The sequence below is a fragment of the Micrococcaceae bacterium Sec5.8 genome (genome assembly GCA_039636775.1).
GTDB lineage: Bacteria > Actinomycetota > Actinomycetes > Actinomycetales > Micrococcaceae > Arthrobacter.
Window position 1 is genome coordinate 1,195,916 of record CP143429.1, and the last position, 24,339, is coordinate 1,220,254.

General features: G+C 65.7%; 24 protein-coding genes and 1 tRNA gene. 17 read left to right on the plus strand and 8 right to left on the minus strand.

What is annotated here, in order from left to right; translation table 11 throughout:
• Positions 1-99: 99 nt before the first annotated feature.
• Complete coding sequence (locus VUN84_05450; GenBank protein XAS65112.1) at positions 100-1,323, minus strand: multidrug effflux MFS transporter; 1,224 nt, start codon at positions 1,321-1,323, stop codon at positions 100-102.
• 184 nt (positions 1,324-1,507) lie between these two features.
• Here VUN84_05450 and VUN84_05455 point away from each other — a divergent pair, with 184 nt between their 5' ends.
• The 6 genes from VUN84_05455 (at position 1,508) to VUN84_05480 (ending at position 6,897) form a co-directional block, all read left to right on the plus strand.
• The gene (locus tag VUN84_05455; protein ID XAS65113.1) at positions 1,508-2,401 is read left to right on the plus strand and encodes a phage holin family protein; all 894 of its coding nucleotides are present in this window, start codon (positions 1,508-1,510) and stop codon (positions 2,399-2,401) included.
• Between the two features lie 55 nt (positions 2,402-2,456).
• On the plus strand, positions 2,457-3,092 hold the full coding sequence (locus VUN84_05460) for a CDP-alcohol phosphatidyltransferase family protein (GenBank protein ID XAS65114.1): 636 nt from the start codon (positions 2,457-2,459) through the stop codon (positions 3,090-3,092).
• Positions 3,092-3,997, plus strand: coding sequence for a DMT family transporter (locus tag VUN84_05465; GenBank protein XAS65115.1), 906 nt, complete (start codon positions 3,092-3,094; stop codon positions 3,995-3,997). The genes VUN84_05460 and VUN84_05465 overlap by 1 nt, the downstream gene beginning before the upstream one ends.
• Positions 3,998-4,089: 92 nt before the next feature.
• The gene (locus VUN84_05470; GenBank protein ID XAS65116.1) at positions 4,090-5,286 is read left to right on the plus strand and encodes a glycosyltransferase; all 1,197 of its coding nucleotides are present in this window, start codon (positions 4,090-4,092) and stop codon (positions 5,284-5,286) included.
• A gap of 81 nt (positions 5,287-5,367) precedes the next feature.
• Positions 5,368-5,441, plus strand: a tRNA-Ile gene (locus VUN84_05475).
• Positions 5,442-5,706: 265 nt separating this feature from the next.
• Positions 5,707-6,897 (plus strand): acyl-CoA dehydrogenase family protein, encoded by a 1,191-nt coding sequence (locus VUN84_05480; protein XAS65117.1) that lies wholly within the window; start codon positions 5,707-5,709, stop codon positions 6,895-6,897.
• Positions 6,898-6,962: 65 nt separating this feature from the next.
• Here VUN84_05480 and VUN84_05485 read toward each other — a convergent pair whose 3' ends face one another.
• Complete coding sequence (locus tag VUN84_05485) at positions 6,963-7,547, minus strand: peptidoglycan DD-metalloendopeptidase family protein (GenBank protein ID XAS65118.1); 585 nt, start codon at positions 7,545-7,547, stop codon at positions 6,963-6,965.
• A 473-nt stretch (positions 7,548-8,020) separates the two neighbouring features.
• Between VUN84_05485 and rpsB the strand changes: the two genes are divergently transcribed.
• The 6 genes from rpsB (at position 8,021) to VUN84_05515 (ending at position 13,150) form a co-directional block, all read left to right on the plus strand.
• A complete protein-coding gene (gene rpsB, locus VUN84_05490) occupies positions 8,021-8,935 on the plus strand; it encodes a 30S ribosomal protein S2 (GenBank protein XAS65119.1) in 915 nt (304 codons plus the stop codon).
• Positions 8,936-9,097: 162 nt separating this feature from the next.
• Positions 9,098-9,934 carry a translation elongation factor Ts gene (tsf, locus tag VUN84_05495; GenBank protein ID XAS65120.1) on the plus strand — a complete coding sequence of 279 codons (837 nt, stop codon included), beginning with the start codon at positions 9,098-9,100 and terminating at the stop codon, positions 9,932-9,934.
• 209 nt (positions 9,935-10,143) lie between these two features.
• On the plus strand, positions 10,144-10,881 hold the full coding sequence (gene pyrH, locus VUN84_05500; protein ID XAS65121.1) for a UMP kinase: 738 nt from the start codon (positions 10,144-10,146) through the stop codon (positions 10,879-10,881).
• Positions 10,882-10,993: 112 nt separating this feature from the next.
• Positions 10,994-11,551: a ribosome recycling factor gene (frr, locus tag VUN84_05505; GenBank protein XAS65122.1), complete on the plus strand. Its 558-nt coding sequence runs from the start codon at positions 10,994-10,996 to the stop codon at positions 11,549-11,551.
• Entirely contained in the window at positions 11,551-12,471 is a 921-nt protein-coding gene (locus VUN84_05510; protein XAS65123.1) for a phosphatidate cytidylyltransferase, read from the plus strand. Before frr ends, VUN84_05510 begins: the two co-directional genes overlap by 1 nt.
• A 103-nt stretch (positions 12,472-12,574) precedes the next feature.
• Positions 12,575-13,150, plus strand: a complete 576-nt coding sequence (locus VUN84_05515) for a DivIVA domain-containing protein (protein ID XAS65124.1) — start codon at positions 12,575-12,577, stop codon at positions 13,148-13,150.
• 6 nt (positions 13,151-13,156) lie between these two features.
• Here the strand turns inward: VUN84_05515 and VUN84_05520 are convergent, their stop codons facing one another.
• The 4 genes from VUN84_05520 to VUN84_05535 are packed head-to-tail and all read right to left on the minus strand — an operon-like array spanning position 13,157 to position 16,988.
• On the minus strand, positions 13,157-14,623 hold the full coding sequence (locus tag VUN84_05520; GenBank protein ID XAS65766.1) for a cation acetate symporter: 1,467 nt from the start codon (positions 14,621-14,623) through the stop codon (positions 13,157-13,159).
• 7 nt (positions 14,624-14,630) lie between these two features.
• A complete protein-coding gene (locus tag VUN84_05525; protein XAS65125.1) occupies positions 14,631-15,008 on the minus strand; it encodes a hypothetical protein in 378 nt (125 codons plus the stop codon).
• A complete protein-coding gene (locus VUN84_05530; protein ID XAS65126.1) occupies positions 15,005-15,730 on the minus strand; it encodes a LytTR family DNA-binding domain-containing protein in 726 nt (241 codons plus the stop codon). Before VUN84_05530 ends, VUN84_05525 begins: the two co-directional genes overlap by 4 nt.
• A 40-nt stretch (positions 15,731-15,770) precedes the next feature.
• Positions 15,771-16,988 carry a histidine kinase gene (locus VUN84_05535; GenBank protein XAS65127.1) on the minus strand — a complete coding sequence of 406 codons (1,218 nt, stop codon included), beginning with the start codon at positions 16,986-16,988 and terminating at the stop codon, positions 15,771-15,773.
• Between the two features lie 181 nt (positions 16,989-17,169).
• On the opposite strand from VUN84_05535, the gene VUN84_05540 reads away from it, so the two are divergent.
• Together VUN84_05540 and VUN84_05545 are read left to right on the plus strand one after the other, a co-directional pair.
• The gene (locus VUN84_05540) at positions 17,170-17,550 is read left to right on the plus strand and encodes a DUF485 domain-containing protein (GenBank protein XAS65128.1); all 381 of its coding nucleotides are present in this window, start codon (positions 17,170-17,172) and stop codon (positions 17,548-17,550) included.
• Entirely contained in the window at positions 17,547-19,163 is a 1,617-nt protein-coding gene (locus VUN84_05545; protein XAS65129.1) for a sodium/solute symporter, read from the plus strand. Before VUN84_05540 ends, VUN84_05545 begins: the two co-directional genes overlap by 4 nt.
• A gap of 105 nt (positions 19,164-19,268) precedes the next feature.
• Here the strand turns inward: VUN84_05545 and VUN84_05550 are convergent, their stop codons facing one another.
• Complete coding sequence (locus VUN84_05550; GenBank protein XAS65130.1) at positions 19,269-19,739, minus strand: Lrp/AsnC family transcriptional regulator; 471 nt, start codon at positions 19,737-19,739, stop codon at positions 19,269-19,271.
• Between the two features lie 195 nt (positions 19,740-19,934).
• Between VUN84_05550 and pdhA the strand changes: the two genes are divergently transcribed.
• Genes pdhA through VUN84_05565 form a run of 3 tightly spaced genes read left to right on the plus strand, consistent with a single transcriptional unit; the run spans position 19,935 to position 23,520 of the window.
• Positions 19,935-21,113 (plus strand): pyruvate dehydrogenase (acetyl-transferring) E1 component subunit alpha, encoded by a 1,179-nt coding sequence (pdhA, locus tag VUN84_05555; protein XAS65131.1) that lies wholly within the window; start codon positions 19,935-19,937, stop codon positions 21,111-21,113.
• Positions 21,113-22,123 (plus strand): alpha-ketoacid dehydrogenase subunit beta, encoded by a 1,011-nt coding sequence (locus VUN84_05560; protein XAS65132.1) that lies wholly within the window; start codon positions 21,113-21,115, stop codon positions 22,121-22,123. Before pdhA ends, VUN84_05560 begins: the two co-directional genes overlap by 1 nt.
• Positions 22,120-23,520 (plus strand): dihydrolipoamide acetyltransferase family protein, encoded by a 1,401-nt coding sequence (locus VUN84_05565; GenBank protein XAS65133.1) that lies wholly within the window; start codon positions 22,120-22,122, stop codon positions 23,518-23,520. Before VUN84_05560 ends, VUN84_05565 begins: the two co-directional genes overlap by 4 nt.
• A 119-nt stretch (positions 23,521-23,639) precedes the next feature.
• Here the strand turns inward: VUN84_05565 and VUN84_05570 are convergent, their stop codons facing one another.
• Positions 23,640-24,305: a TetR/AcrR family transcriptional regulator gene (locus VUN84_05570; GenBank protein ID XAS65134.1), complete on the minus strand. Its 666-nt coding sequence runs from the start codon at positions 24,303-24,305 to the stop codon at positions 23,640-23,642.
• Positions 24,306-24,339 lie beyond the last annotated feature (34 nt).

The window sequence follows — 24,339 nt, forward strand, 5'->3', positions numbered from 1 at the left end:
GGCCGCATCCGCGGGACATGTCCGCTGGACGCGTGCCTGCAGGGGTGGACTTGTCCCGCAGCCCGCAGCCCGCAGCCCGCAGCCCGCACGAGGACGTGGCTACTGGATTGCAGGAACCGTGCGGGGCCGGACCACAAGCCACAGGGCTGTGGCGGCCAGGAAGATGCACGCGGCCTGGACGGCACCCATCGGCGTGGCCGTGGTGACGCCGAGCCACCCGACTACCGGCGAGATGAGCCCTGCCATCAGGAATGTGGCGGCGCCGAGGAGAGAGGCGGCCGTCCCGGCCTGTGCCCCGTGCTTGGCCAGCGCCAGGACCTGCACGCACGGGAAAGTGAAGCCGGCGCCGAGGATGTAGAACCACAACGGCACCATGACGCCCCATAACCCGAACCCCAGCTGGTCGAAAATGACAATCAACACCGCCATGAGGAACATCCAGGCGGTGGAGCAGGCCAGGATCCACTGCGGCGGAACCCGCCGGATGAGCCGTGAACTGGTCTGCACCCCCGCAACGATGCCGAGGGAATTCACACCGAAGAGCAGGCCGTATTGCTGCGGACTGAAACCGAATACGCCCTGGAACAGGAACGGTGATGCGGAGAGGTAGGTGAACAACCCGGCGAAGTTCATGCCGCCGACTAAGAGCAGCCCCACAAAGATCCGGTCCGCGAACAGGACTCGGTAACGCTGCCTGGCGGTCAAGCCGGTCTTTCCGCGCTGCTCACGCGGCAGCGTCTCACGGACCACAAACACGGCTGCCGTGAGGACGCAGATGCCGTAGCCGGCCAGGAAGAAGAAAATCCCCGGCCACGGCATGAACAGCAGCAGCTGCGAGCCGATCACCGGGGCGAGGATGGGCGCCAGGCCATTTACGAGAGCCATCCGGGAGAACATCCGCACCATGGCGTATCCGCTGAACAGGTCCCGCACCATCGCCATGGCCACCACGCCGCCGCCGGCCGCGCCGATGCCCATCAGCACCCGGAACAGGCCCAGCGTTGAGATGTCGGTCGAGAGCGCCGCGCCGAGGGACGCCATGATATGAACGGCCGTCGCAAGAATCAGTGGCAGCCGGCGGCCAAATTTGTCGCTGAGCGGACCCACCACCAGCTGGCCCAGGGCAAAGCCGATCGTGGTGCCGGTCAGCGTCAACTGCACGGCTGCCTCGGAGACGTTGAGGCTCTTTTCCAGCGCGGGGAAAGCCGGCAGGTACAAGTCCACGGTGAACGGCCCCAGGGCCGTGAGAGCACCGAGCATCAGGATGTAAAGGAGCTTGCGGCGCCGGCTGAGGGAATCGCCAGGATTGGTGGGTGTAGTCACAGAGGTCAATCCTAGGGCTCTTGCCCGCCGGGACTGGGTGGCGCGGGTGGCGCGCCAAGGTTCGCTTCCGTGCCGCGGTAGGGGGACTGAATGGTAGTTTTGACACCGGGGTCTGCAACGAAGCTGCGCAGACCGGCAAGCCCGCGCAAGCGGAATCACAGATGTAACCAGTTAGGCGGGACCGATGAGCGGACGTCACAGCGGCGGGACAAACGGGAAGCTGCGCATTTCCGCGCTGCCCACTACCCTCAAACTGATCTTTAAACTGGCTCCGCGGCAGCTCAACGACGAGATTGCGCTGGCCAAAATCGAGCTGAAGCGCAAGGGCATCCAGGTTGGCGTCGCTGCAGCCGTCCTTGCCGTGGCACTGGCGTTCGTGGCCTTCCTGATCGTCGGCCTCATCGTCGCCGCCATCATGGGCCTCGCCACGATCATGCCCGCCTGGCTCGCCGCACTCCTCGTCTGTGGCCTTTTCCTGGTGATCGCCCTGATTGTCGGGCTCGTGGGGGTCTCCAAGTTCAAGAAGGCCATGCCACTGGTCCCGGCGGACACCATCCGGGGCATCAAGTACGACCTTGGCATCGCCAAGGAGGGCTCGGCATTCGATCCTGCCGTCCTGGACCCGGACTCCGCGCAGTACAAGGCGGCCAAGGCCGCCAAGGAAGAGGCCGCAGCGAAGGCCAAGGCCGAGAAGGACGCCAAAAGGGCCGCCGAGCCGGACTTCGGACCGCCGCCCACGGAGACGGAACTTCGACGCCGGCTGGACCAGCGCCGCACCCATCTCACCGGCGTCCGCGATGAACTCAACGACGAACTGGACGTCAAGACCCAGGCGCAGGTCCTGCTGGCCGTAGCCCAAGCGAAACTGCAGGCCGGCAAGGAACAGCTCGGCGACCAAATTGCCGGTCTCCGGTCCGCTGCCGGCCGCGTCACGACCCGGCGCACGACGCCGGGCAGTCCCGCCCGGAACGGCTCAGAGGTGGCAAGCCAACTCGGTCAGCGGTGGAAACCGCTTGCCGTGCTGACTGCTTCGGCCGCCGCGTTCGTGTTCCTGCTGCGCAAACTACTCAAGGGCTAGGCAGCCCGCTGAACTTGGGCGCGCGTCCGTTGCCGGCCACGGAAAGGGGAACCCGGTGAAGTTCATCGGAGCTGGTGCCCGGCGTGGTCAGCCCCAGATCCACCACGACCGGGTCTTCACCGTCCCTAACGTGCTGACCGTGGTGCGGTTCCTGGGCGTCCCGCTCTTTATCTGGCTCGTGCTCGGAGCACAGGAATACGGTTACGCCGCTCTCGTTCTGGCGGTCATGGGCAGCACGGACTGGGTGGACGGCTACGTCGCCCGACGCTACAACCAAATGTCCAACCTCGGCCGGGTCATGGATCCCATCGCGGACCGCATGTCCCTGATTGCGGTTGCCGTGACCCTCGTGATCGCCGGCGTCGTGGAGTGGTGGTACCTCACGGGGCTGCTCGTCCCCGACGCCATCCTGCTTTGCCTGTCGCTCTACTACTTCCACGGCCATCCCGACCTTCCAGTCAGCAGGGTCGGCAAGATCCGCACTGCACTCCTGCTGGTCGGCACACCGCTCCTGGTGCTCTCAAAACTGCCGGTCCCTGGCGCCGAGGCGTACTTTGTCGCGGCCTGGCTCTGCCTGGGTCTCGGCCTGGTGGGACATTGGATCGCCGCTTACAACTACTTTTGGGCCATCATTCGCAAAGGCAGGAGCCACCCGGACTCCCGCACAGAGACCGACGGCGGTACCCGCTGATGGTCTGGATGGCGGTCATCCTCGCCGTGCTGGGTGCGTTCTGCCTGGCCGTGGGTGCCCAACGCCAGGGCAGCGCCGTCAAGGCGGACACCGGGGGACTCGCGCTCAACAGCCACGGCATGCTGCGCCTGCTGCGCAGCAAACGCTGGGTGTTCGGACTGCTGCTGCTGACCGTCGGCATGGCAATGAACGCTGTCGCCCTGGTCATGGCGCCATTGACCGTGGTGCAGCCGATCGGGGCGATCGCGCTGGTCATCACCACGATCGTCAACGCCAAAGATCAAGGGCTGAGCATCAACCGGGCCACCGTCGTGGCGATTTCCGCCTGTGTTACCGGATCGGCCCTGTTCGTCGTCCTCGCCGTCACCGTGACCCAGGAGAACCACCAGGTCAGCTCCTCCGACGAGCTGACCATCGTGCTGCTGCTGGCCCTGGCCGTGGGGCTGTTCGGGACGCTCGCCCTGATGCTGAGGCACCGCATGAGCGCCTTCATCTACATTCTTGGTGCCGGGATCCTGTTTGGGTTCGTCGCCGTCCTGACCCGCATCATCGGCAAGCACATCCTCGATCCGAACGGCATGGGCGTCCTGAACGTTCCGTGGTATTCCGTTGTGGCTATCGTTGCGGCCGGCGGCCTCGGGTCATGGTTCGTTCAAAACGCGTATTCCGGGGGCCCGCCGGACTTGGTCATTGCCGGGTTAACCGTTATCGACCCGATCGTCGGCATAGCGATTGGGATCACGATCCTCGGTGAATTGCGCCCCGATGTTCCCGCCGTCATGGCCATCGCGATGGGGGCAGCCGGTTCGCTTGCTATCGTGGGAGTGATCGCTTTGTCCAGGCACCATCCCGAGGTCACCAAGCGCAAGAGGGACGCGCGGAGGGCCGCGGGACGGGTGTCGTAGGACGCCAATAAGACTTCAGCAGCGGACCCGACGCGCTGCGCGACGGCCACCACAGACCAGCTGCCCGCACCCTGACAACAGGAGCCCTCCACGTGACCATGCCTGACACCAAGCACCCGCTGACCATCCTGATTGCCGCGGATACTTATCCGCCCCACGTCAACGGCGCGGCCATGTTCGGTTACCGCCTGGCCAAAGGCATGACGGCGCGCGGCCACAACGTGCACGTTCTGGCCTGCCGCGCCGATAAAGGCAAGAGCTATACCGAATTCAGCGATGAAGCCACAGTCCACCGGATCCGCTCGCACTCAGTTCCCACCCACGAATACTTTCGGATCACTTTTCCGTGGGAAATCAAAAAGGAGATCAGTCTGCTGTTCGACCGGGTGCAGCCCGACGTCGTCCACATCCAAAGCCACTACATGATCGGCGAGCACGTGCTCTACGAGGCCGTCAGGCGTGGTATCCGGGTTGTCGCGACCAACCACTTCATGCCGGAGAACCTGAACCCGTTCCTGCCCTTCCCGGAGTGGTTCAAGAACGTTGTAGGACGCATCTCCTGGAAGGACATGGGCAAAGTCATGGGCCAGGCCGACGTCGTCACGACGCCGACGCCGCTCGCAGCCAAGGCGATGCACGACCACGCGTTCCTGCGCAAAGTGCTCCCGCTTTCCAATGGCATCGACTCGGCGGCGTACGAACTTAAACCCGGCGAAGAGCTGGTGCGCCACTCGAGCCCCACGGTGCTGTTCGTCGGCCGGCTCGCCGAGGAAAAGCACGTCGACGTCCTCATCGACGCCGTCGCCAAGACGCCCAAGGAGCTGGACGTCCACCTTGAGGTAGTCGGCGGGGGCGAGGTGCGTCCCGCCCTCGAAGCCCAGGTAGAGCAGCTCGGGTTGCAGGACCGGGTCAAATTCCTCGGCCTGGCCAGCGACTCCGATCTCCGTGAGGCGTATTTGGCAGCTGATGTGTTCTGCATGCCCGGCACCGCCGAGCTTCAGTCGCTGGTGACCCTGGAAGCCATGTCAGCTTCCACTCCGGTTCTGCTGGCGGACGCCATGGCGTTGCCGCATCTGGTGCGCGACGGCGAGAACGGTTACCTGTTTACGCCCAACGACAGCGGCGACCTCGCCGCCAAAATGACGCGGATGCTCTCACTGCCGGCCGACGAACTGGAGGCGATGGGCAAGGCGAGCCGGGGAATCGTGGAAAGTCACAGCCTGGAGCGCACCCTGCAGGCCTTCGAGGACCTCTACCGCGGAGCGAGCTACGACGACCTCGTCGTCTAAACCGGTCCACTAGTATTGCTAGAGTGAATTTTTCCCGGAAACCATTCGGCCCCGTGCGGGCCGAAGCGGGTTCCGGGCCACGGGGCTATAGCTCAGCTGGTTAGAGCGCGGGACTCATAATCCTAAGGTCCTCGGTTCAAGTCCGAGTAGCCCTACCCCCTGCGGACCCGTCCACCGGCCCGCACCCGGAGCCGGGCTGACGTTTCGACGTCAGCCCGGCTCTTTTTCTTTTCGGCAGGGGCCGATCGCCGGTCCCGGCCGCCGGGCGCGTCCGGGCCTGCGTGCGTCCGAGCCACTGCCAGTGTGTCCTGCATCTCTTGCGGTGATCCGGCCGGCTGCGGTAAGTTACTGATCAGTAACATTCGCCGGCGCGCTGACAGCGCCACCCTCGCCGCTGCTGATCCCACGTGAAGGAATATCATGTCCAAAGCTGACATCGACATCAACAACCTCCCGTACGCCGACGGCGACTTCTTTGCCTTCGAGCAGCTGCTCAGCGGCAAGGAACAGGACCGGCTTGCGGAGGTCCGTGACTTCCTGGCCCGCGAGGTCAAGCCGATTGCTGTCGACTGCTGGAACCGGGCCGAGTTCCCCATGGACCTGATTCCGAAGCTGGCCGAGATCGATCTCGTGAGCCCGGTCCGGAGGCAGGGATATTCAAACCTTTTCGCAGGGATCATGCATGCCGAGGCAACCCGTGCCGACACCTCCATCGCGACATTTCTTGGTGTCCACGACGGACTTTTCACCGGCTCCATCGAGGCGCTGGCCTCCCAGGAACAGCAGGAAGCCTGGCTGCCGGACATCTATGCACTGAAGAAGATTGGCGCCTTCGGCCTCACCGAACCACTCGGCGGATCAGATGTTGCCGGCGGCACCCGGACCACGGCCCGCAAGGAGGGGGACAGCTGGATCCTCAACGGTGCCAAGCGCTGGATCGGCAACGCCACGTTCTCCGATTGGGTGGTCATCTACGCCCGCGACCTCGCCGATAACCAGGTCAAGGGCTTCCTGGTGGACACCAAAGCTGCGGGCTACAGCGCCACCAAGATTGAGAACAAGATTTCCCTGCGCACCGTGCAGAACGCCGACATCACTCTCGATAACGTGGTGGTCCCGGACTTCTACAAGCTCGCGAATGCCAACAGTTTCCGCGACACGAACAAGGTCCTCAAGGTCACCCGGCTCTCCGTGGCCTGGCAGGCGGTAGGCCAGCAGCTCGCAGCCTTCGACGTCGCCCGCCGCTACGCTGTGGAGCGCAGCCAGTTCGGACGCCCGATTGCCTCCTTCCAGCTTGTGCAGCACCAGCTCGTCCAGATTCTTGGCAACGCTGTCAGCTCGATGGGCATGATGGTCCGGCTGTCCCAGCTGGAGGACCAGGGCGAGGCCAAGGACGAGCAATCCGCTCTTGCCAAGGCCTTCACCACGGCCCGCATGCGCGAGAGTGTGGCCTTGGGCCGCAGCCTCCTTGGCGGCAACGGCATCGTCACCGACTTCGAAATGGCCAAGATCTTCTCGGACGCTGAGGCCATCTACTCCTACGAGGGAACCCACGAGATCAATACCCTCGTCACGGGCCGCGCGATCACCGGTATCTCCGCGATCGTCTAGCGGCCACGTCCGCGCCGGGAGGCCCGGGCGCGTTCGCCTTTCGTTCCTTTGCCCGTCTCTGGCCCCTATCCGGGAGCCGGGTCCAGAGGCGGGAGCAGGACGGAGGGCCGCAGGTCGGTGACGAAGGCCAGCGGATTCACATAGGTCCCACCCCGGCGGACCCCCCAGTGGACGCAGGGACCCGGGAGGCAGTGGCCGGGCTCGATCCAGCCCAGCACATCTCCCACCCTGACTGCCGCACCCGCCTCCAGGGTGCTGCGCACCGCCTCGAAGCTGCTGCGCAAACCGTCGCCGTGGTCGATGGTGATGACCGGGCGGTCCACCACGACGCCGGCAAAGCTAACGGTGCCGGGCGCGGGTGCGGAGACGGCGGCGCTGTGCTCCGACGCCTGAAGGTCCACACCCCGATGGCCGCTCAGCCACGGTCTTGCCGGCGGATCAAAGGTACGCAGGATGGCGGGTCTGGGGCTCAGCGGCCAGCTCCACCCGGCAGGCGGCCCGCCATCGATGGTGGAACCGGGGGCGGAGCCTGGAAAAGTGCCGGGGGCCCCTGAAGCGGAGGCCGCCTCCGGGTTTGCTGACCCGGCCACCGGCACAAGCACTAGAAGCACCGCGGCACCAAGGGCCGCCCATTGCTGGGGTAGATTCATGGCTCCAGCCTGCTGCGGCCGGGCGGCCGGTGAAAGCAGATCCTTGGGCCAAGTGGATAACGCGGCCCTCCAGGAGCCATCCTTGGTGCCCGTCCGGTGCGCTCCGGTCTCCCTGAGGCCGTCCGGTCCGGCACCTGCCCTGTAGTACACTTGGTGGAGCAGTTTGCTGTGCCCTCACGCTTGATCTCTGTCTTTGTGCGAGCAAGGTAATTATCTAAGCCGGCACGCCTCATTCAGGGGTGCGGGGGAGCGGGAACTGACTACGCGTATCCAGCCCTCCTCATCTGACGCTGAAAAATTTCAGCTGCGGAGGACTGCCCCTCTTACGGTCCGGGCCAGTGGTCCGGGAGAAGAAGAGCAGTGGATGCCAGGAGCACCGCCCGCCTGGGTGTTGCTAACTAACCGTCAACTATTGGCAGGGTAAGACAGTCCTTGGGCTCTCTCATGAATGACCTGCCGGAAGGAGCGTCGGCATGCCCGTCGTAACTATGCGCCAGCTGCTTGACAGCGGCGTCCACTTTGGACACCAGACCCGCCGTTGGAACCCGAAGATGAAGCGATTCATCTTCACGGAGCGCAACGGCATCTACATCATTGACCTGCAGCAGTCGCTGTCCTACATCGACCGTGCGTACGAGTTCGTCAAGGCCACCGTTGCCCACGGCGGCACCGTTCTCTTCGTCGGCACCAAGAAGCAGGCGCAGGAATCCATCGCCGAGCAGGCCACCCGCGTTGGCCAGCCGTACGTCAACCAGCGTTGGCTCGGCGGTATGCTGACCAACTTCCAGACGGTATCCAAGCGCATCCAGCGCATGAAGGAACTCGAAGAGATCGACTTCGACGACGTCGCCGGTTCCGCGTACACGAAGAAGGAACTGCTGCTCCTTCGCCGCGAGCTCACCAAGCTGGAAACCAACCTCGGTGGTATCCGCAACCTGACCAAGGCGCCCTCCGCGCTGTGGATCGTTGACACCAAGAAGGAACACCTTGCTGTTGACGAAGCCAAGAAGCTGAACATCCCGGTTGTTGCCATCCTGGACACCAACTGCGATCCGGACGAAGTCGACTTCCCGATCCCGGGCAACGACGACGCCATCCGCTCCGTCAACCTGCTGACCCGCGTTGTTGCTGACGCCGTTGCTGAGGGCCTCATCGCCCGCAACCAGCGCGCCACCGGCACCACGGAAGCTCCGGAAGAGCCGCTGGCCGAGTGGGAGCGCGAGCTCCTCGAAGGCAGCAAGGCCGAGGCGGCCGCTGCTGCTGAAGCTGCACCCGCTGCTCCGGCTGCTGAAGAAGCTCCCGCCGCTGAAGCTGCTCCGGCTGCTGAAGCTGCACCCGCTGCCGAGGCTGCTCCGGCTGCCGACGACGCTGCGGGCGAAGCCAAGTAGTCGGACTGTTCCGGCTGCTTTGGCTCGACTGACAAATAAAACCGGATCACCCCGCCCGCCTTCCGCGGCGTAGGGGAACTGACAGGATGGCCGCCCACTGGACGTGGGCTGCCGTCCTGTCAGTCCGTACACCACACAAAATTTCTAGACAGAGGGGTTCACATGGCGAACTACACTGCCGCTGATATCAAGGCTCTGCGCGAGCGCACGGGCGCCGGCATGATGGATGTCAAGAAGGCTCTCGACGAGGCCAACGGTGACGCCGAGAAGGCCATCGAAATCATCCGCATCAAAGGCCTGAAGGGCGCTACCAAGCGTGAAGGCCGCTCCACCGCGGAAGGCCTGGTTGCCGCCAAGGTCGACGGCGGCGTCGGCGTGATGATCGAGGTCAACTGCGAGACCGACTTCGTCGCGAAGGCTGATAAGTTCATCCAGCTCGCCGACAAGGTCCTGGCCGTCGCCGTCGAGTCCGGCGCTGCCGATCTCGAGACCCTGCTCGCCACGGACGTTGAGGGTAAGCCGCTTTCCGAAATGGTCGTCGAAGAGGGCGCCATTCTGGGCGAAAAGGTCGTTGTCCGCCGCATCTCCCGCGTCGAGGGTGCAACGGTCGATGCTTACCTCCACAAGACCTCCAAGGATCTCCCGGCCCAGGTCGGCGTCCTGTTCGCTGTTGATGGAGAGGGCGAAGCCGCTGCCACCGCAGCTCACGACGTGGCCGTCCACGTTGCCGCAATGTCCCCGAACTACCTCTCCCGCGGGGATGTGCCGGCCGACCTCGTCGAGTCCGAGCGCCGCATCGCCGAGGAGACTGCCAAGGCTGAAGGCAAGCCCGAAGCAGCAATGACCAAAATTGTGGAAGGCCGTGTCACCGGCTTCTACAAGGGTGAGGTCCTGCTGGATCAGGCCTTCGCCAAGGATGCCAAGAAGTCTGTTGCGCAGGTCCTCGAAGAGGCCGGCGTCAAGGGCACCGCATTTACGCGTTTCCGCGTCGGTTCCTAGCCAGACACCCGCCAGGAACTGACCTGGCACGCTGAGGGGGTGGTCACTGCGGTGGCCGCCCCTTTCGCATGCGCGCAGGATATCCCCGGGCATCCCTTCCTGGAGCCTGCGTCCGGAAGCACCCCCGGTCAGATCCGGGGCCCGGCGGAATCACGCCTTCGGTCCCCGGCACGATAACCTTTTTCAGAGTCCACCAACGGGAAGGCACCATGGAAACCGTCACCACTTCAGCCCAGCCAAAAAAGAGCCGACGCCGAGTCCTGCTCAAGCTTTCCGGCGAGGTCTTCGGCGGCGGGAAGCTCGGCGTCGACCCGGACACCGTCCGCGGAGTAGCCAAGCAGATCGCCGCAGCAGTTCCCGACGTCGAGGTCGCGATCGTCGTCGGCGGCGGAAACTTCTTCCGCGGCGCCGAACTGTCGCAGAGCGGTATGGACCGCTCACGCGCGGACTACATGGGCATGCTCGGCACGGTCATGAACTGTCTTGCCCTCCAGGACTTCCTTGAGCAGGCCGGCGTCGAGACCCGTGTCCAGAGCGCCATCACCATGGGCCAGGTCGCGGAAGCGTACATTCCGCGCCGCGCCATCCGCCACATGGAAAAGGGCCGCGTCGTCATCTTCGGTGCCGGTGCCGGACTGCCTTACTTCTCTACGGACACCGTCGCCGCCCAGCGCGCCATGGAGGTCCACGCCGACGTCGTCCTCATGGCCAAGAGCGGGGTCGACGGCGTTTACACCGCAGACCCCAAGAAGGACCCCACAGCCGAGAAGCTCCACCACCTCAGCTACGACGAGGCCCTGCGCCGCGACATCCGGGTGATGGACCAGACCGCCATGACCATGTGCAAGGACAACAACCTCACCATGGTGGTGTTCGGCATGGAAGGCGAAGGCAACGTCACCCGGGCCATCCGCGGCGAGGAGCTCGGCACCGTAGTCACCCCCTAGCAACAGCTAGGATGTTTTCAGGACAGTTCCGTGCCCCGCAGCCAGCTGCCGGCGGCCGGAAAACCACAGCACCCCCGCCAGCGGAGGTTGCACCAATTTCTGAGGAGAGATCGTGATCGAAGAAACCTTGCTCGAAGCCGGGGAAAAGATGGACAAGGCGGTTGAAGTAGCCAAGGAAGACTTCGCCTCGATCCGGACCGGCCGCGCCAACCCGGGCCTGTACAACAAGGTCCTGGTCGACTACTACGGTTCGCCCACGCCGCTGCAGCAACTGGCCTCGTTCGCCATTCCGGATGCGCGCACCATCCTGATCACGCCGTTCGATAAGACCGCGTTGCGCGATATTGAACGTGCGCTCAGCGATTCCGAGGTCGGCGCCAACCCCTCCAACGACGGCAACGTCATCCGGATCACCATCCCGGACCTCACGCAGGAACGGCGCAAGGAATACGTCAAAATCGTCAAGACCAAGGGTGAGGACGCCAAGGTGTCCATCCGCAATATCCGCCGCAAAGCCAAGGAAACCCTGGACAAGCTCGTCAAGGACGGCGAAGCCGGTGAGGATGAGGGCAGCCGCGGCGAAAAGGAACTCGACGCCCTGACCAAGGCCCACGTCGACGGCATCGATGAACTGCTCAAGCGCAAGGAAGCCGAGCTGCTCGAGGTCTGATGGCGCAGGAACAGGGGGACCCCGGAGCCGGCGTCCGGGTGCGGGGCAAACAGCGGAGGAACCCGACGCCGAAAGCCGGCAGGAACCTGCCCGCCGCTATCTCGGTGGGGCTCGGCATGCTTGTCGTCGTTCTCGGCGGCCTGCTGTTCCTTCCGCTGGGCTTCGTACTGATCGTCACCGCCTTCGGGGTTTTCGGGGTCTGGGAAGTCTTCCGTGCCCTGGAAACCTCGGGCACCCGGCTGCCCATCATTCCCGTCATGACCGGCACGGTCGCGATGCCCGTTTCCGCCTACTTCGGCGGCCTGGAAAGCTTCCTGTTTGCGATGATGCTCAGCAGCGTCGCGGCGTTGATCTGGCGGTCCCTCGAGGGTGCCGCCGGATCCGCGCGGAGCATCTTCGCCGGCGTCTTTACGTTGGCCTGGATCCCGTTCATGATCAGCTTCGCTGTTTTGCCGCTGCACACGCCCTCGGGCGAGACGCCGGTGGGGCTATGGCCCGACGGCGTGATCCCCCCCGGAGCGTGGCAGATCGCCACCCTGCTGCTGCTGGTGGTCGCGAACGACACGTTTGGATACCTCGTCGGTGCCTCCCTTGGCAAGCACCCGATGGCACCGAAAATCAGCCCCAAAAAGAGCTGGGAAGGTTTCGCCGGTTCCATCGCAGGCGCTACGGCAGTCGGCGTGCTGGCCGCAATCTTCCTGCTGGACAAGCCCTGGTGGTGGGGTGCAGGGCTGGCCGTGGGCATGGTGGCCGCAGCCACCGCCGGAGATCTCGCTGAATCCATGGTCAAGCGCGAACTTGGCATCAAGGACATGAGCAGCATCCTGCCCGGCCACGGCGGGGTCATGGACCGGTTGGACTCGATCGTTTTCGCCTCCCCGGTGGCCTTCATCCTGTGCTCACTTTTCGCCGCCGTGTGAGCCAGCCCGCAGGCACCCTGCAGCCCTGGAATGGTGCCGGCAACCCGGGCGATCGGCACAACGGCATAACGGCATAACGGCAGTGAAGGAAACAACGGTAACAGTGGAGATCCAACAGCAGAATCCTGCTTCCTTTGACCGCGTGCAGCCCAACCACTACGGCTACAACGTTAAACAGGTGGACCAGTTCATGCAGCGCGCGCGGCTGTCCTTCGAGTCACCAGGGCCCGCAAGAGCCGTCAAAAGCGCGGACGTCAGGGCCGTCTCGTTCGACCCCGTCAAGGGAGGCTACGCTGCCGGGGGCGTCGATGCGGCCCTCGACCGCCTCGAGGATGCCCTCGCCCTGCGGGAACGTAATGAACTCGTGGCCGAACGCGGGGAGGAAGCCTGGCTCCGGGAGATCGGCCAGATCGCTGGGGTGCTACGTGGACGGCTGCACCGCGGCGACGGCGAGCGGTTCCGGCGTCCGTCCAAGGCCAAAGCCCGCAGCTACAACACCACGGACGTTGACGATCTTTGCCACGAGCTGATCGGCTACCTCGACAAAGGCAAGCCGCTGAGCGTGGACACTATCCGCCGCGCGCTCTTCCGACCCGCGGCCGGCAAGGACGGCTACGAGGAAAACCAGGTGGACGCGTTCCTGGACCGCGCCGTTGAACTCATGGCCGCCATCGACTGAGCGACGCTACCGTTCGGTGACGAGCGGCCGTTCCGGAGTGTGCAGCCGTGTCATCAGCCGGGTGATGTTCCGCGGCACGCGCGCCCGGGTGGCGCGGGAGACGAGCACCATCACAGCAAACGCGGCCGGCACCGTCCAGGCCGCCGGCTGCGCCAGCCACGCCGGCGTGCCGCCGGCTCCCAGAAGGGGCCCCGCCGCCATCGCTCCGCCGCACAGCACCGCGCCGGTCGCCATGCCGGCAATGGCGCCGGCGTCGGTAAGACTGCGCCACCAGATGCCCAGCAGGAGCACCGGACACAGTGTGGACGCGGTGAACGCAAACACCATTCCCACGCTGCCGGCCAGCGCCAGCGAACCCGTCATGGATGCGATCCCCAACGGCACCACCGCAGAGAACACGGCCGCCCGGCGGAAGCCCTTGACGCTGCCGCCCAGGAGGTCCTGGCTGATGACTCCGGCGAGCGAGACCACCAGCCCGGAGGTCGTGGATAAGAAAGCCGCGAACGCCCCCGCCACCACCAGGGCGGACAGCAGATCACCGGCGGCCCCTCCCACCAGTTCACCGGGAAGGACCAGCACCAGGGCATCGGCCTGCCCGCTCTGCGCCAGCCCGGGGGCGAACATCCGGCCCAGCAACCCGTACGCCGTCGGGAACAAATAAAACACTGACAGCAACCCCAGGACGATCAGGGTGGTCCGGCGGGCCGATTGCCCGTCCGGGTTGGTGTAGAACCGCACCAGGACGTGGGGCAGCCCGAGCGTGCCAAACAGCAGTGCCACCAACAGCGAAATATTGGCGTACAACCCCGCGGGAGCGGCCCCTGTCGGGTTCGCTGACGCGGCGGCCACGGCAGGGGTGCCGGCGTCCGAGAGCACCAGGACAATGAAGACGAAGGGGACGGCCAGCGCCGTGAGTTTCAGCCAGTATTGGAACGCCTGGACAAAGGTGATGGAGCGCATGCCGCCGGACACCACGGTGACGCAGACGACGGCGACCACCGCCACCATGCCCACCCAGGCCGGCAGCCCGGTGGTGATCCGGATCGCCAGCCCCGCGCCATGAAGCTGCGGAACGATATACAGCCAGCCGACCATCACGACAACGACGCTGGTGACGCTGCGGACCACCCGGGAATCGAGCCGCGCCTCGGTGAAATCCGGAATGGTGTAGGCCCCCGAGCGGCGGAGCGGGGCGGCGACGAACAGCAGCAGCATCAGGTAACCGGCCGTGTACCCCACGGGAAACCACAGGGCGTCCGTGCCGGAGAGCAGGATGAGCCCGGCGACGCCGAGGAAACTTGCCGCCGACAGGTATTCACCGCCGATCGCCGAGGCGTTCCACCAGGGCCGGACCGTCCGTGAGGCCACGTAGAAGTCCCCGGTGGTGCGCGAGATCCGCAGGCCATAAAAGCCGATCACCGCCGTTGCCAGCGAAACGGCGGCGAAGGCAGCGATGCCCACAACCGGGTTCACGGATGCCTCACTTGTCCCCAACGAGGTCACGGTAGCGGGACTCATTGCGTGCCGCCGTGCGGATGTACAACCAGGCGCTGAGCCCGATCACCGGATAAATCCCGATACCCAGCAGGACCCAATCGAAAGGCAGTCCCGCAATCGTGGACCCCGCGAGGCCGGGGACCAGTCCCAGCATCAGCGGGAACGCGACCAGGATCAGCAGGAATCCCGCGGCCACCACCACCGCAAGCCGCAGCTGCGAGCGGATCAGCGACCGGACGAACACCTGGCCGGCGTCGGACTCCTCGGCAGCTTCGCGCGAGTCAGCCGCGGACCGTGCGGCCGGGGGCAGGCCGCCCTGCGGGGCGGTCTTGCGGGGGGCGGTGACGCGGACGCGGGTCATGCCTGCGGCCGGATCCGGGTCGCCTCAAGCTTCTCCCGCACCGACGGCAGGTGCCGCCGGCTGATGGGCAGTTCCGCCCCCGCCCCCGCCACGGTGACGCTGGGCCGGGCCGCGGCAAGCTTCATGTGGCTGACATGGTTCAGTGCAATCAGGTAGGAGCGGTGGATGCGGAGGAAATCCGCGGCCGCCCACTGCTGTTCCAGGTCGGCCAGCGGGACGCGGATGAGGTAGCTCGCATCCGCGGTGTGCAGCCGGGCGTAGTCACCCTGCGCCTGGACGTAGGTGACGTCTTCGCGGCGGATCATCTTGGTGGTCCCGCCGAGGTCCACGGTGATCATTTCCGGGCGGGGCGCCCCTTCCTTGAGCAGCTCACTGATCCGGCCGATCGATTTGGCGAGGCGCTCGGCGCGGACGGGCTTGAGCAGATAGTCGACGGCGGCCAGCTCGAAGGCTTCCAGGGCGCAGTCTTCATCCGCCGTGACGAAGACTACGGCGGGCGGCTTGCTGCTGCGCGCGATGACGCGGGCGATGTCCAGGCCTGAGAGTGCGGGCATGTGGATGTCGAGGAAGACGGCGTCGACCTCTTCGGATGCGAGGGCGCGCAGGGCCTCGGCTCCCGAGGAGGCGCGGTGGATGACGCCGATCCGGTCATCCCGGCCGAGCAAAAAGGCCAGTTCCTCGACTGCGGGCAGCTCGTCGTCGGCGACGAGGACGTTAATCATGGCTCAAGCGTACTGCCGCGCGCATTTGGGCCGGGCCTGCTCACGCGTCGTGGCGGGGCTGGGACTTGGGCACCCGCATGGTGATCAGGGTGCCTTCCCCGGGCGCCGTCTCGATCACCAACCCCGTGTCGTCGCCGTAGACCTGCCGTAAGCGGGCGTCGACGTTATGCAGCCCGACGTGGTCGCCGTCGCTGTGGCCGGCAAGGACGGCCCGCAGCTGCTCCGGATCCATGCCCACGCCGTCGTCCTCGATGGTGACCTCCGCGAACGCCCCGGAGTCATTGGCCGTAATGGTGATATGGCCGGGCCCTTCCTTGGCCTCGAGGCCATGCCGGACAGCGTTCTCCACCAGAGGTTGCAGGCTCAGGAACGGGATGACGGTACTGAGGACCTCGGGAGCAATCCGCAGGCTCACCTGGACGCGGTCGCCGAACCGGGCCCGTTCCAGCAACAAATAGCGGTCTATGCAGCGCAGTTCCTCGGCGAGGGTGGTGAAATCACCGTGCCGGCGGAAGGAATAGCGGGTGAAATCGGCAAACTCGACCACAAGTTCCCGGGCCCGGACGGGGTCCGTGTTGATGAAGGAAGCGATCGCGTTCAGTGAGTTGTAGATGAAGTGCGGGCTGATCTGGGCCCGGAGTGCGCGCACCTCGGCTTCCATCAGGAGCGTGCGGGAGGCGTCAAGTTCGGCCAGTTCCACCTGCGTTGCCACCCAGTCGGCCACCTCGCTGGTGGCCCGGACCAAGCCCGCGCCGGCCGCGGGGGCGAAGGCCGCCACAACGCCCACCACCCGGGTTCCGGCCTTGATCGGGGCGATCACCGCGGCACGTTCCACGTCCGGCCGGACCGCCGCGGAACCGTTGCGCCAGGCGAGTTCCTGGACTTCACCGGCCGGGATCACAGCGGTGTGTCCGCCGTCGAGCACTCCGGCCGCGAGCTCCATCAGGACCGGTTTGAGCTCATCCCCGGCGCCGTCCCAGGCGAGCACGCCGGCGGCGTCGGTGATGGCCAGCGCGTCACAGCCCAGCAGGCTGCGCAGCTGCCGGCTTGCCTTCGCGGCGCCCGCCGGGTTCAGTCCCGTCCGCAGGTGCTGGCCGGCGCGGGACGCCGCGTGCAGGGTCTTGTAGGTGGCCCGCTCCGCGTCGGTGCCAAGTTCCCGGAAGGAGCGCAGCACCTTGAGCCCCACGGCGACGACGACGGCGATCCCCGCCGCGATCACGGCGATGGCGGCGGCGATGAACAGGGGAGAGTCGGGCATGGGCCCAGCGTATCGCGCCGTTGAACGCAGCATCCCGACCGTTGAGCGACGCAGGGCACTGGGGTGCTGGAATGTATGCCGCATCACGGGAGAGAGTGATTGCAGTCACACTGGCCGGAGGGCTGTTTGGAGCAGGCCCGGGCAGCCGGTGTGGACTCAAATCTCTCAATGAGGAGGAACGATGGGTCACGAAGCCCAAGATACGGACGCCACGGCGGCCGTGGACTTCAAGGAAGTCCAGTCGACGCCGCGGTTCCAGGAACTGCGCAAACGTCACCGCAGCTTTGTCTTTCCGATGGCCATTGCATTCCTGCTCTGGTACTTCGCCTATGTCCTGCTGGCCGACTACGCAGTGGGATTCATGTCCACCAAGGTCTGGGGCAACATCAACATCGGCCTGATCATGGGCCTGGCCCAGTTCGTGACCACGTTCGCCATCACCGGGTGGTACGTCAGTTACTCGAATCGCCGGCTCGACCCGATCGCCGCAGAAATCCGCCACGAAATTGAGGGCCACGAATTCGATAAGCACGGCAACCAGATCACCGGGGTGGAAAAATGACGCTTATGGTTCCCGCAGTCAACGTCGCGGATCTCAAGGACACCACGCTGCTGAACATGGGCATTTTCGCCCTGTTCGTGGCGATCACGATGGTCATCGTGATCAAGGCAAGCAAGAACAACAAGACGGCCGCCGACTACTACGCCGCCGGACGGTCCTTCACCGGATCCCAGAACGGCACCGCCATCGCAGGGGACTACCTCTCGGCGGCCTCGTTCCTGGGGATCACCGGGGCCATCGCCATCAACGGCTACGACGGCTTTATGTACTCCATCGGATTCCTGGTCGCCTGGCTCGTCGCCCTGCTGCTCGTGGCCGAACTGCTCCGCAACACCGGCAAGTTCACGATGGCCGATGTGCTCTCCTTCCGGCTCAAGCAGCGGCCCGTGCGCATCGCGGCGGCCATCTCCACCCTCGTGGTCTGCTTCTTCTACCTCCTGGCCCAGATGGCCGGGGCCGGCACCCTGATCTCCCTGCTCCTGGGCATCAGCGACTGGGGCGGACAGGCGCTGGTCATCGTCGTCGTCGGCGCCCTGATGATCATGTACGTACTGATCGGCGGCATGAAGGGCACCACCTGGGTGCAGATCATCAAGGCCGTGCTCCTGATTGCCGGTGCGGCTGTGATGACCCTGTGGGTCCTCGCCATCTACGGCTTCAACCTCTCCGCACTGCTCGGCGGCGCGGTGGAAACCTCGGGCAACCAGAACCTCCTGAACCCGGGCCTGCAGTACGGCAAGACTGAAACTTCCAAGATCGACTTCATGTCCCTGGCCCTGGCCCTTGTGCTGGGCACCGCGGCCCTGCCCCACGTACTGATGCGCTTCTACACGGTTCCGACCGCCAAGGAAGCCCGTAAATCCGTGGTCTGGTCCATCTGGCTGATCGGCGTGTTCTACCTGTTCACCCTGGTGCTGGGCTTCGGCGCGGCGGCGCTGGTGGGCGCGGACACCATCAAAGCCGCTCCGGGCGGCGTCAACTCCGCCGCACCGCTGCTGGCCTTCCACCTCGGTGGCCCGCTGCTGCTCGGCTTCATCTCCGCCGTGGCCTTCGCCACCATCCTGGCAGTCGTCGCCGGACTCACGATCACCGCGGCGGCATCGTTTGCCCACGACATCTATGCCAGCGTCATTGCCAAGGGCAAGGCCGACGCAGCCACCGAGGTCAAGGTGGCGCGGCGCACCGTGGTCGTCATCGGCCTGCTGGCCATTGTCGGCGGCATCTTCGCCAACGGCCAGAACGTGGCGTTCCTCGTGGCTTTGGCCTTCGCGGTCGCAGCCTCGGCCAACCTGCCGACGATCCTGTACTCGCTGTTCTGGCGTAAGTTCACCACCCAGGGCGCCATCTGGAGCATGTACGGCGGCCTGGGCTCGGCAATTATCCTGATCGCTCTGTCCCCGGTGGTTTCCGGTGCCAAGACCTCGATGATCCCGGGCGCCAACTTCGCGATCTTCCCGCTCAGCAACCCCGGCATCGTCTCCATTCCGCTCGCGTTCGTCCTGGGCTGGCTCGGATCGGTGCTGGATAAGAAGCTGGAAGACACCACCAAGCAGGCTGAAATGGAAGTTCGCTCCCTCACGGGTGTGGGCGCCGAGAAAGCCACCGAACACTGATTCCCATTTGCCGGCGGTTGCCGCCGGCTGACTCTCTGCCGGCGTCAACCGCCGGCAGAGAGGCAAAAGCCCCCGTGCACGTGCACGGGGGCTTTTCTCATGTGCTCATTCGGCCGAGCCACGTTCCAGCAGTGGCTGGACCCGGAACGGGATCATCTCCTGCATGGCCAGGGCGGTATCGGTCCGGTCCACACCGTCGCAGGCCAGGATCTTGCCGTTGATCCGGAACAGGTCCTCGGCGTCGAGCGCCACCACCCGGAGCAACAGATCCGCCGAGCCGGTGAGTCCGTACCCTTCCAGGATCTCCGGAATGTCGGCCAGTTCTCCCGCCAGTTTGGCGAGCTTCTGCTGCTGGACGTGCACGGAAATAAAGGCCATCAGTGGATAGCCCAACGACGCCGGATTGATGCGGCGTTCAAAGGACAGGAAGACGTGCTTCTTCTCCAGCTGCGCCATCCTGGCCTGAACGGTGTTCCGCGAGAGCCCCAGCTTCTGCGCCAGTGCCACCACCGTCCGCCGGGGGTCCCGCGCCATGGCCGAAAGCAGGCGGGTGTCGGTGCCATCCAAGGGTTGCATAATGCGCAAGATTAGCACGGTCGAAAGGCGCCGTCGGGTGCAGAATGCTCAATTTAGTCCCGGGTGGTTGTACCCAATGATAGTTGTGAGTAGGGTCACAACTATCCGGGGCAACGGCGCCCGGGCGGCTGGCGCGGAACGGGATCACGAGTCCTGCAGACGCCGGTCAGACGACGTCAGAAGGTGCGGACAACTGTGTTTACCGACGACGCGGGCAAGGGCGGCATTTCCGCCGGGGGCCCCGGGAACAGTGCAGAATCAAACAGGCGGTCGGGCGGGGATCTCGTCCAACTCATCACCCCCGGGGGTGAGCGCGTCAGCCATCCGGAGTTCGACCCCTGGGTCCAGGACGTCACCGACGAGCAGCTCGGCTCCCTCTACGAGGACATGGTGGTGATCCGCCGGATCGACACCGAGGCAACCGCCCTGCAGCGCCAGGGCGAGCTGGCACTGTGGCCCCCGCTGCTGGGCCAGGAAGCGTCCCAGATCGGCTCCGCCCGTGCCCTCCGCGACGACGACTTCGTCTTCCCCAGCTATCGCGACAATGGCGTCGCCTATTGCCGGGGCGTCAACCCGGAAGACATCGTCAAGGCCTGGCGGGGCAACGCGCTTGCGGGCTGGGACCCCTACACAGTCAACGTCGCAACCCAGCAGATCATCATCGGCGCCCAGACCCTGCACGCCACCGGCTACGCGATGGGAATCCAGAACGACGGCGCCGATTCAGTCGCCGTGGCGTACTTCGGTGACGGCGCCACGAGCGAGGGCGATGTCAACGAGGCCCTGGTGTTTGCCGCCAGCTTCCAGTCCCCGGTGGTCTTCTTCTGCCAGAACAACCACTGGGCCATCTCCGAGCCCGTCCGGCTGCAGTCCCACATCCAGATCGCGGACCGCGCGGCGGGCTTCGGGATCCCCAGCATGCGGGTGGACGGCAACGACGTCCTGGCCGTGATGGCTGCAACCCGCATCGCCACGGACCGCGCCCGTCACGGCGGCGGCCCCACCTTCATCGAGGCCGTTACCTACCGGATGGGCCCGCACACGACGGCGGATGACCCCACGAAGTACCGGGACGCCAATGAGCTTGAGGACTGGGCCGCCAAGGATCCCATCGCCCGGCTGAAGTCGCTGCTCGACCGCAAGGGACTCCTCACGGACGAACGTGGGGCCGCCGTCGCCGCCAAGGCCGACGCCGTCGCCAAGGCCTTGCGGGCCGGGACCATCAACATGCCCGACCCGCGGCCGATGGATATCTTCCAGAACGTCTACAGCACGCCCAATTCCACGCTGGACCGCCAGCAGGACCACTACTCCCGCTATCTGGCTTCTTTCGGTGATCCCGCAGAAGCCGCTTCTGAAGAAGGTGCACGCTGATGACACAGATGACCTTTGCCCGAGCCATCAATTCGGGCCTGCGCAAGTCCCTGGAAAACGATGCCAAAGTCATCCTCATGGGTGAGGACATCGGCGCCCTCGGCGGCGTTTTCCGCGTCACTGACGGCCTGCAAAAGGACTTCGGCAAACACCGGGTGGTGGACACTCCGCTCGCCGAGTCCGGCATCCTGGGAACCGCCGTCGGCCTGGCCTACCGCGGCTACCGCCCCGTGGTGGAGATCCAGTTTGACGGGTTCATTTACCCGGCCTTCGACCAGATAGTCAGCCAGGTCGCCAAGATGCACTACCGCACCCAGGGTGCGGTCAAGATGCCCATCACCATCCGGGTGCCCTTCGGCGGCGGCATCGGCTCCCCGGAGCACCACTCCGAATCACCCGAGGCGTACTTCACCCACACCTCGGGCCTGCGGGTGATTTCCGTGTCCAATCCGCAGGACGCCCACACCATGATCCAGCAGGCCATCGCCTCGGATGATCCGGTGCTCTACTTCGAACCCAAGCGCCGCTACCACGACAAGGGCGAGGTGGACGAGGCGCTGGACCTTGGCGCCGCCTTGTCGATGGAGAAGGCCCGCGTCGTCACCGAAGGCACGGACGTCACACTGGTGGCCTACGGCCCGCTCGTCAAGACAGCCAAGGACGCCGCCCTCGCCGCGGCCGACGAGGGTATCTCCATCGAGGTCATTGACCTGCGCTCACTCGCCCCGCTGGACTTGGCAACCCTTGCGGCCTCCGTCCGGAAGACCGGCCGGCTGGTCATCACCCACGAAGCCTCCCAGACCGGCGGCATCGGAGCGGAAGTTGCCGCGGGCATGACGGAGCGCTGCTTCTTCCACCTCGAGGCGGCCCCCGTCCGGGTGACCGGCTTCGATGTTCCGTACCCGTACTCGAAGCTTGAAATGCACCACCTCCCGGGCCTGGACCGGATCCTTGATGGCGTGGACCGCGCCCTGGGCCGCCCCAACTCCCTGAGCGGGCTGGAAGGATGACCGCCACCATGATCAAGGAATTCAGGTTGCCGGACCTCGGTGAAGGTCTCACTGAATCGGAAATCGTCGCGTGGAAGGTCGCGGTCGGGGACACCGTCGCGCTCAACCAGATCATCGCCGAAGTCGAAACCGCGAAGGCCGTCGTCGAGCTTCCCTCGCCGTTCGCCGGCGTCATCACAGCGCTGCACGAACAGCCCGGCACCGTGGTGGAGGTGGGCAAACCGATTGTCTCCTTCGAAGTGGAGGGCGAGGACGCCGGTGCTGCCCGCGGTCCGGGCGCCGCCGGAGGTGGGGGAGCAGGCGCGCCCGCCAAGCGTGAACCAAACCTTGTCGGCTACGGCGCCGTGCTGGAAGGCTCCGGCCGCCCGGCCCGCCGCGCCCGCAGCTTCTCCGCCGCCGCGGCGCCGGCAGCGCCGGCTCCCGTGGCGCTCGCGGCAGCGCCAGGCCCCGTCGTGGAGTCCGTTCCGGTCATCGAGCCGGTTGGGCCTGTACCTTCTGCTGCGGAACGCCCCCGGTCCACGCCGCCGGTGCGCAAGCTCGCCAAGGACCTCGGCGTCGAACTCGCCTCCGTCACCGGCACCGGGGAGTTTGGTCTCATCACCCGCGAGGACGTCCGCAACTTCGTCGGCGGAGGAGACCTGCCGGTGGCATCACGGGATCTGGCCGGGGTGTCCGCAAACGGGCAGGCGGCCGGGGACCGGGAGACCCGGACGCCGATCAGGGGTGTCCGGAAATTCACCGCCGCCGCCATGGTCTCCAGTGCCTTCACCGCCCCGCACGTCACGGAGTTCCTCACCATCGACGTCACCCCGACCATGGAACTGCTGGCGAAGCTCAAGACCAGCCGGGCCTTCGCCGGCTACAAACTCACGCCGCTTACCCTGGTGTCCAAAGCCGTCCTCATCGCGCTGAAGAACCACCCCACGCTCAACACCCGGTGGGATGAGGCGAGGCAGGAAATTGTCCAGTACAACTACGTGAACCTTGGTATCGCTGCGGCCACCCCCCGCGGGCTGACCGTGCCCAACATCAAGGACGCCCACCGGATGTCCCTGCTGGAGATCTCGACAGCGCTGACCGAACTGACGGACACGGCGCGGGCCGGCAAGACCGCCCCGGCTGATCTTTCCGGCGGAACGATCTCCATCACGAACATCGGTGTCTTCGGCATCGATGCCGGCACTCCCATCCTCAACCCGGGGGAAGCAGCCATCCTGGCCCTCGGTGCGGTGCGGAAAATGCCGTGGGAGTACCGGGACGAGGTGGCGCTGCGCCAGGTCATGACCCTCAGCCTCTCCTTTGACCACCGGCTGGTGGACGGCGAGCAGGGGTCCCGGTTCCTGCAGGATCTCGGCGCCATGCTGTCTGATCCGGGCATGGCACTGGCCATGGTGTAGCACCGCGGTGCGCAACTGCCGGTCGCCTGTTCGGGTGGCCGGCAGTTCTCTTGCGCGGCGGGGCCGGATGGTCCAGGCCTGGGCGCGCACGGCCGGGCCGGTGGGGTTCGGGGGCGCGGTCAGCCGGGCTGGTCAGCCGGGGCCGGTGCCATCAGGGCAGCCAGCGCCATACTTTGCAGCAGCGGCCGGGCGCGCTTGACCGCGATCCGGCGCCCGTGGCTGCGCACCGAATGCGGGGTGGAGTTGATCAGGCCGAAGGTGGCGTGGGCGCGCATCCTGAGCTCGGCTGCCTCGGTATCCGGGTGCAGGCCGGCCAGGACGTCGACCCAAAGCTCCACGTAGTTCCTTTGCAGGGTGCGGACCTCGGCCTGGTCCTCGTCGGCGAGGTTGCTGAAGTCCTGGTCCTGCACACGGATAACGTCAGGGTTGCTGAGTGCGAAGTCGACGTGGAAGCAGACCAGCCGGCGCAGGGCGACGGCGGTGCCGTCGGAATCCGCGATAACGCGCCGGCCGCCGTCGAGCAGCTTTTGGCTGACACTCAACAACAGCGCCCCCAGGACCGCCTGCTTGCCGGCGAAGTGCCGGTAGACCGCCGGGCCGCTGACCCCGGCTGCCGCACCGAGATCTTCCAGGGACACCCGGTTGAAGCCGTCGACGGCGAACAGGGCGGCGGCCGAGGACAGCAGCGCCTGGCGCCGGATCTCCTTAGCCTGGCTGCGCTGGGTGGCCGCAGGCAGGGATGCCGCAGGTCCGGCGGTCCCGCTCGTCCTGCTGGGTTCGGTCACCGGCACACCCTTCACTCGAAAACCCCATCATATG

Bases quoted from the DNA above. Each gene is read 5' to 3' on its own strand.
- VUN84_05545 (XAS65129.1), top strand. From the start codon at position 17,547: ATGACGCTTATGGTTCCCGCAGTCAACGTCGCGGATCTCAAGGACACC.
- VUN84_05565 (XAS65133.1), top strand. From the start codon at position 22,120: ATGACCGCCACCATGATCAAGGAATTCAGGTTGCCGGACCTCGGTGAA.
- rpsB (XAS65119.1), top strand. From the start codon at position 8,021: ATGCCCGTCGTAACTATGCGCCAGCTGCTTGACAGCGGCGTCCACTTT.
- pyrH (XAS65121.1), top strand. From the start codon at position 10,144: ATGGAAACCGTCACCACTTCAGCCCAGCCAAAAAAGAGCCGACGCCGA.
- VUN84_05525 (XAS65125.1), bottom strand. From the start codon at position 15,008: ATGACCCGCGTCCGCGTCACCGCCCCCCGCAAGACCGCCCCGCAGGGC.
- VUN84_05465 (XAS65115.1), top strand. From the start codon at position 3,092: ATGGTCTGGATGGCGGTCATCCTCGCCGTGCTGGGTGCGTTCTGCCTG.
- VUN84_05535 (XAS65127.1), bottom strand. From the start codon at position 16,988: ATGCCCGACTCTCCCCTGTTCATCGCCGCCGCCATCGCCGTGATCGCG.
- VUN84_05530 (XAS65126.1), bottom strand. From the start codon at position 15,730: ATGATTAACGTCCTCGTCGCCGACGACGAGCTGCCCGCAGTCGAGGAA.
- VUN84_05485 (XAS65118.1), bottom strand. From the start codon at position 7,547: ATGAATCTACCCCAGCAATGGGCGGCCCTTGGTGCCGCGGTGCTTCTA.
- VUN84_05480 (XAS65117.1), top strand. From the start codon at position 5,707: ATGTCCAAAGCTGACATCGACATCAACAACCTCCCGTACGCCGACGGC.
- tsf (XAS65120.1), top strand. From the start codon at position 9,098: ATGGCGAACTACACTGCCGCTGATATCAAGGCTCTGCGCGAGCGCACG.
- VUN84_05455 (XAS65113.1), top strand. From the start codon at position 1,508: ATGAGCGGACGTCACAGCGGCGGGACAAACGGGAAGCTGCGCATTTCC.
- VUN84_05560 (XAS65132.1), top strand. From the start codon at position 21,113: ATGACACAGATGACCTTTGCCCGAGCCATCAATTCGGGCCTGCGCAAG.
- VUN84_05550 (XAS65130.1), bottom strand. From the start codon at position 19,739: ATGCAACCCTTGGATGGCACCGACACCCGCCTGCTTTCGGCCATGGCG.
- VUN84_05540 (XAS65128.1), top strand. From the start codon at position 17,170: ATGGGTCACGAAGCCCAAGATACGGACGCCACGGCGGCCGTGGACTTC.
- VUN84_05510 (XAS65123.1), top strand. From the start codon at position 11,551: ATGGCGCAGGAACAGGGGGACCCCGGAGCCGGCGTCCGGGTGCGGGGC.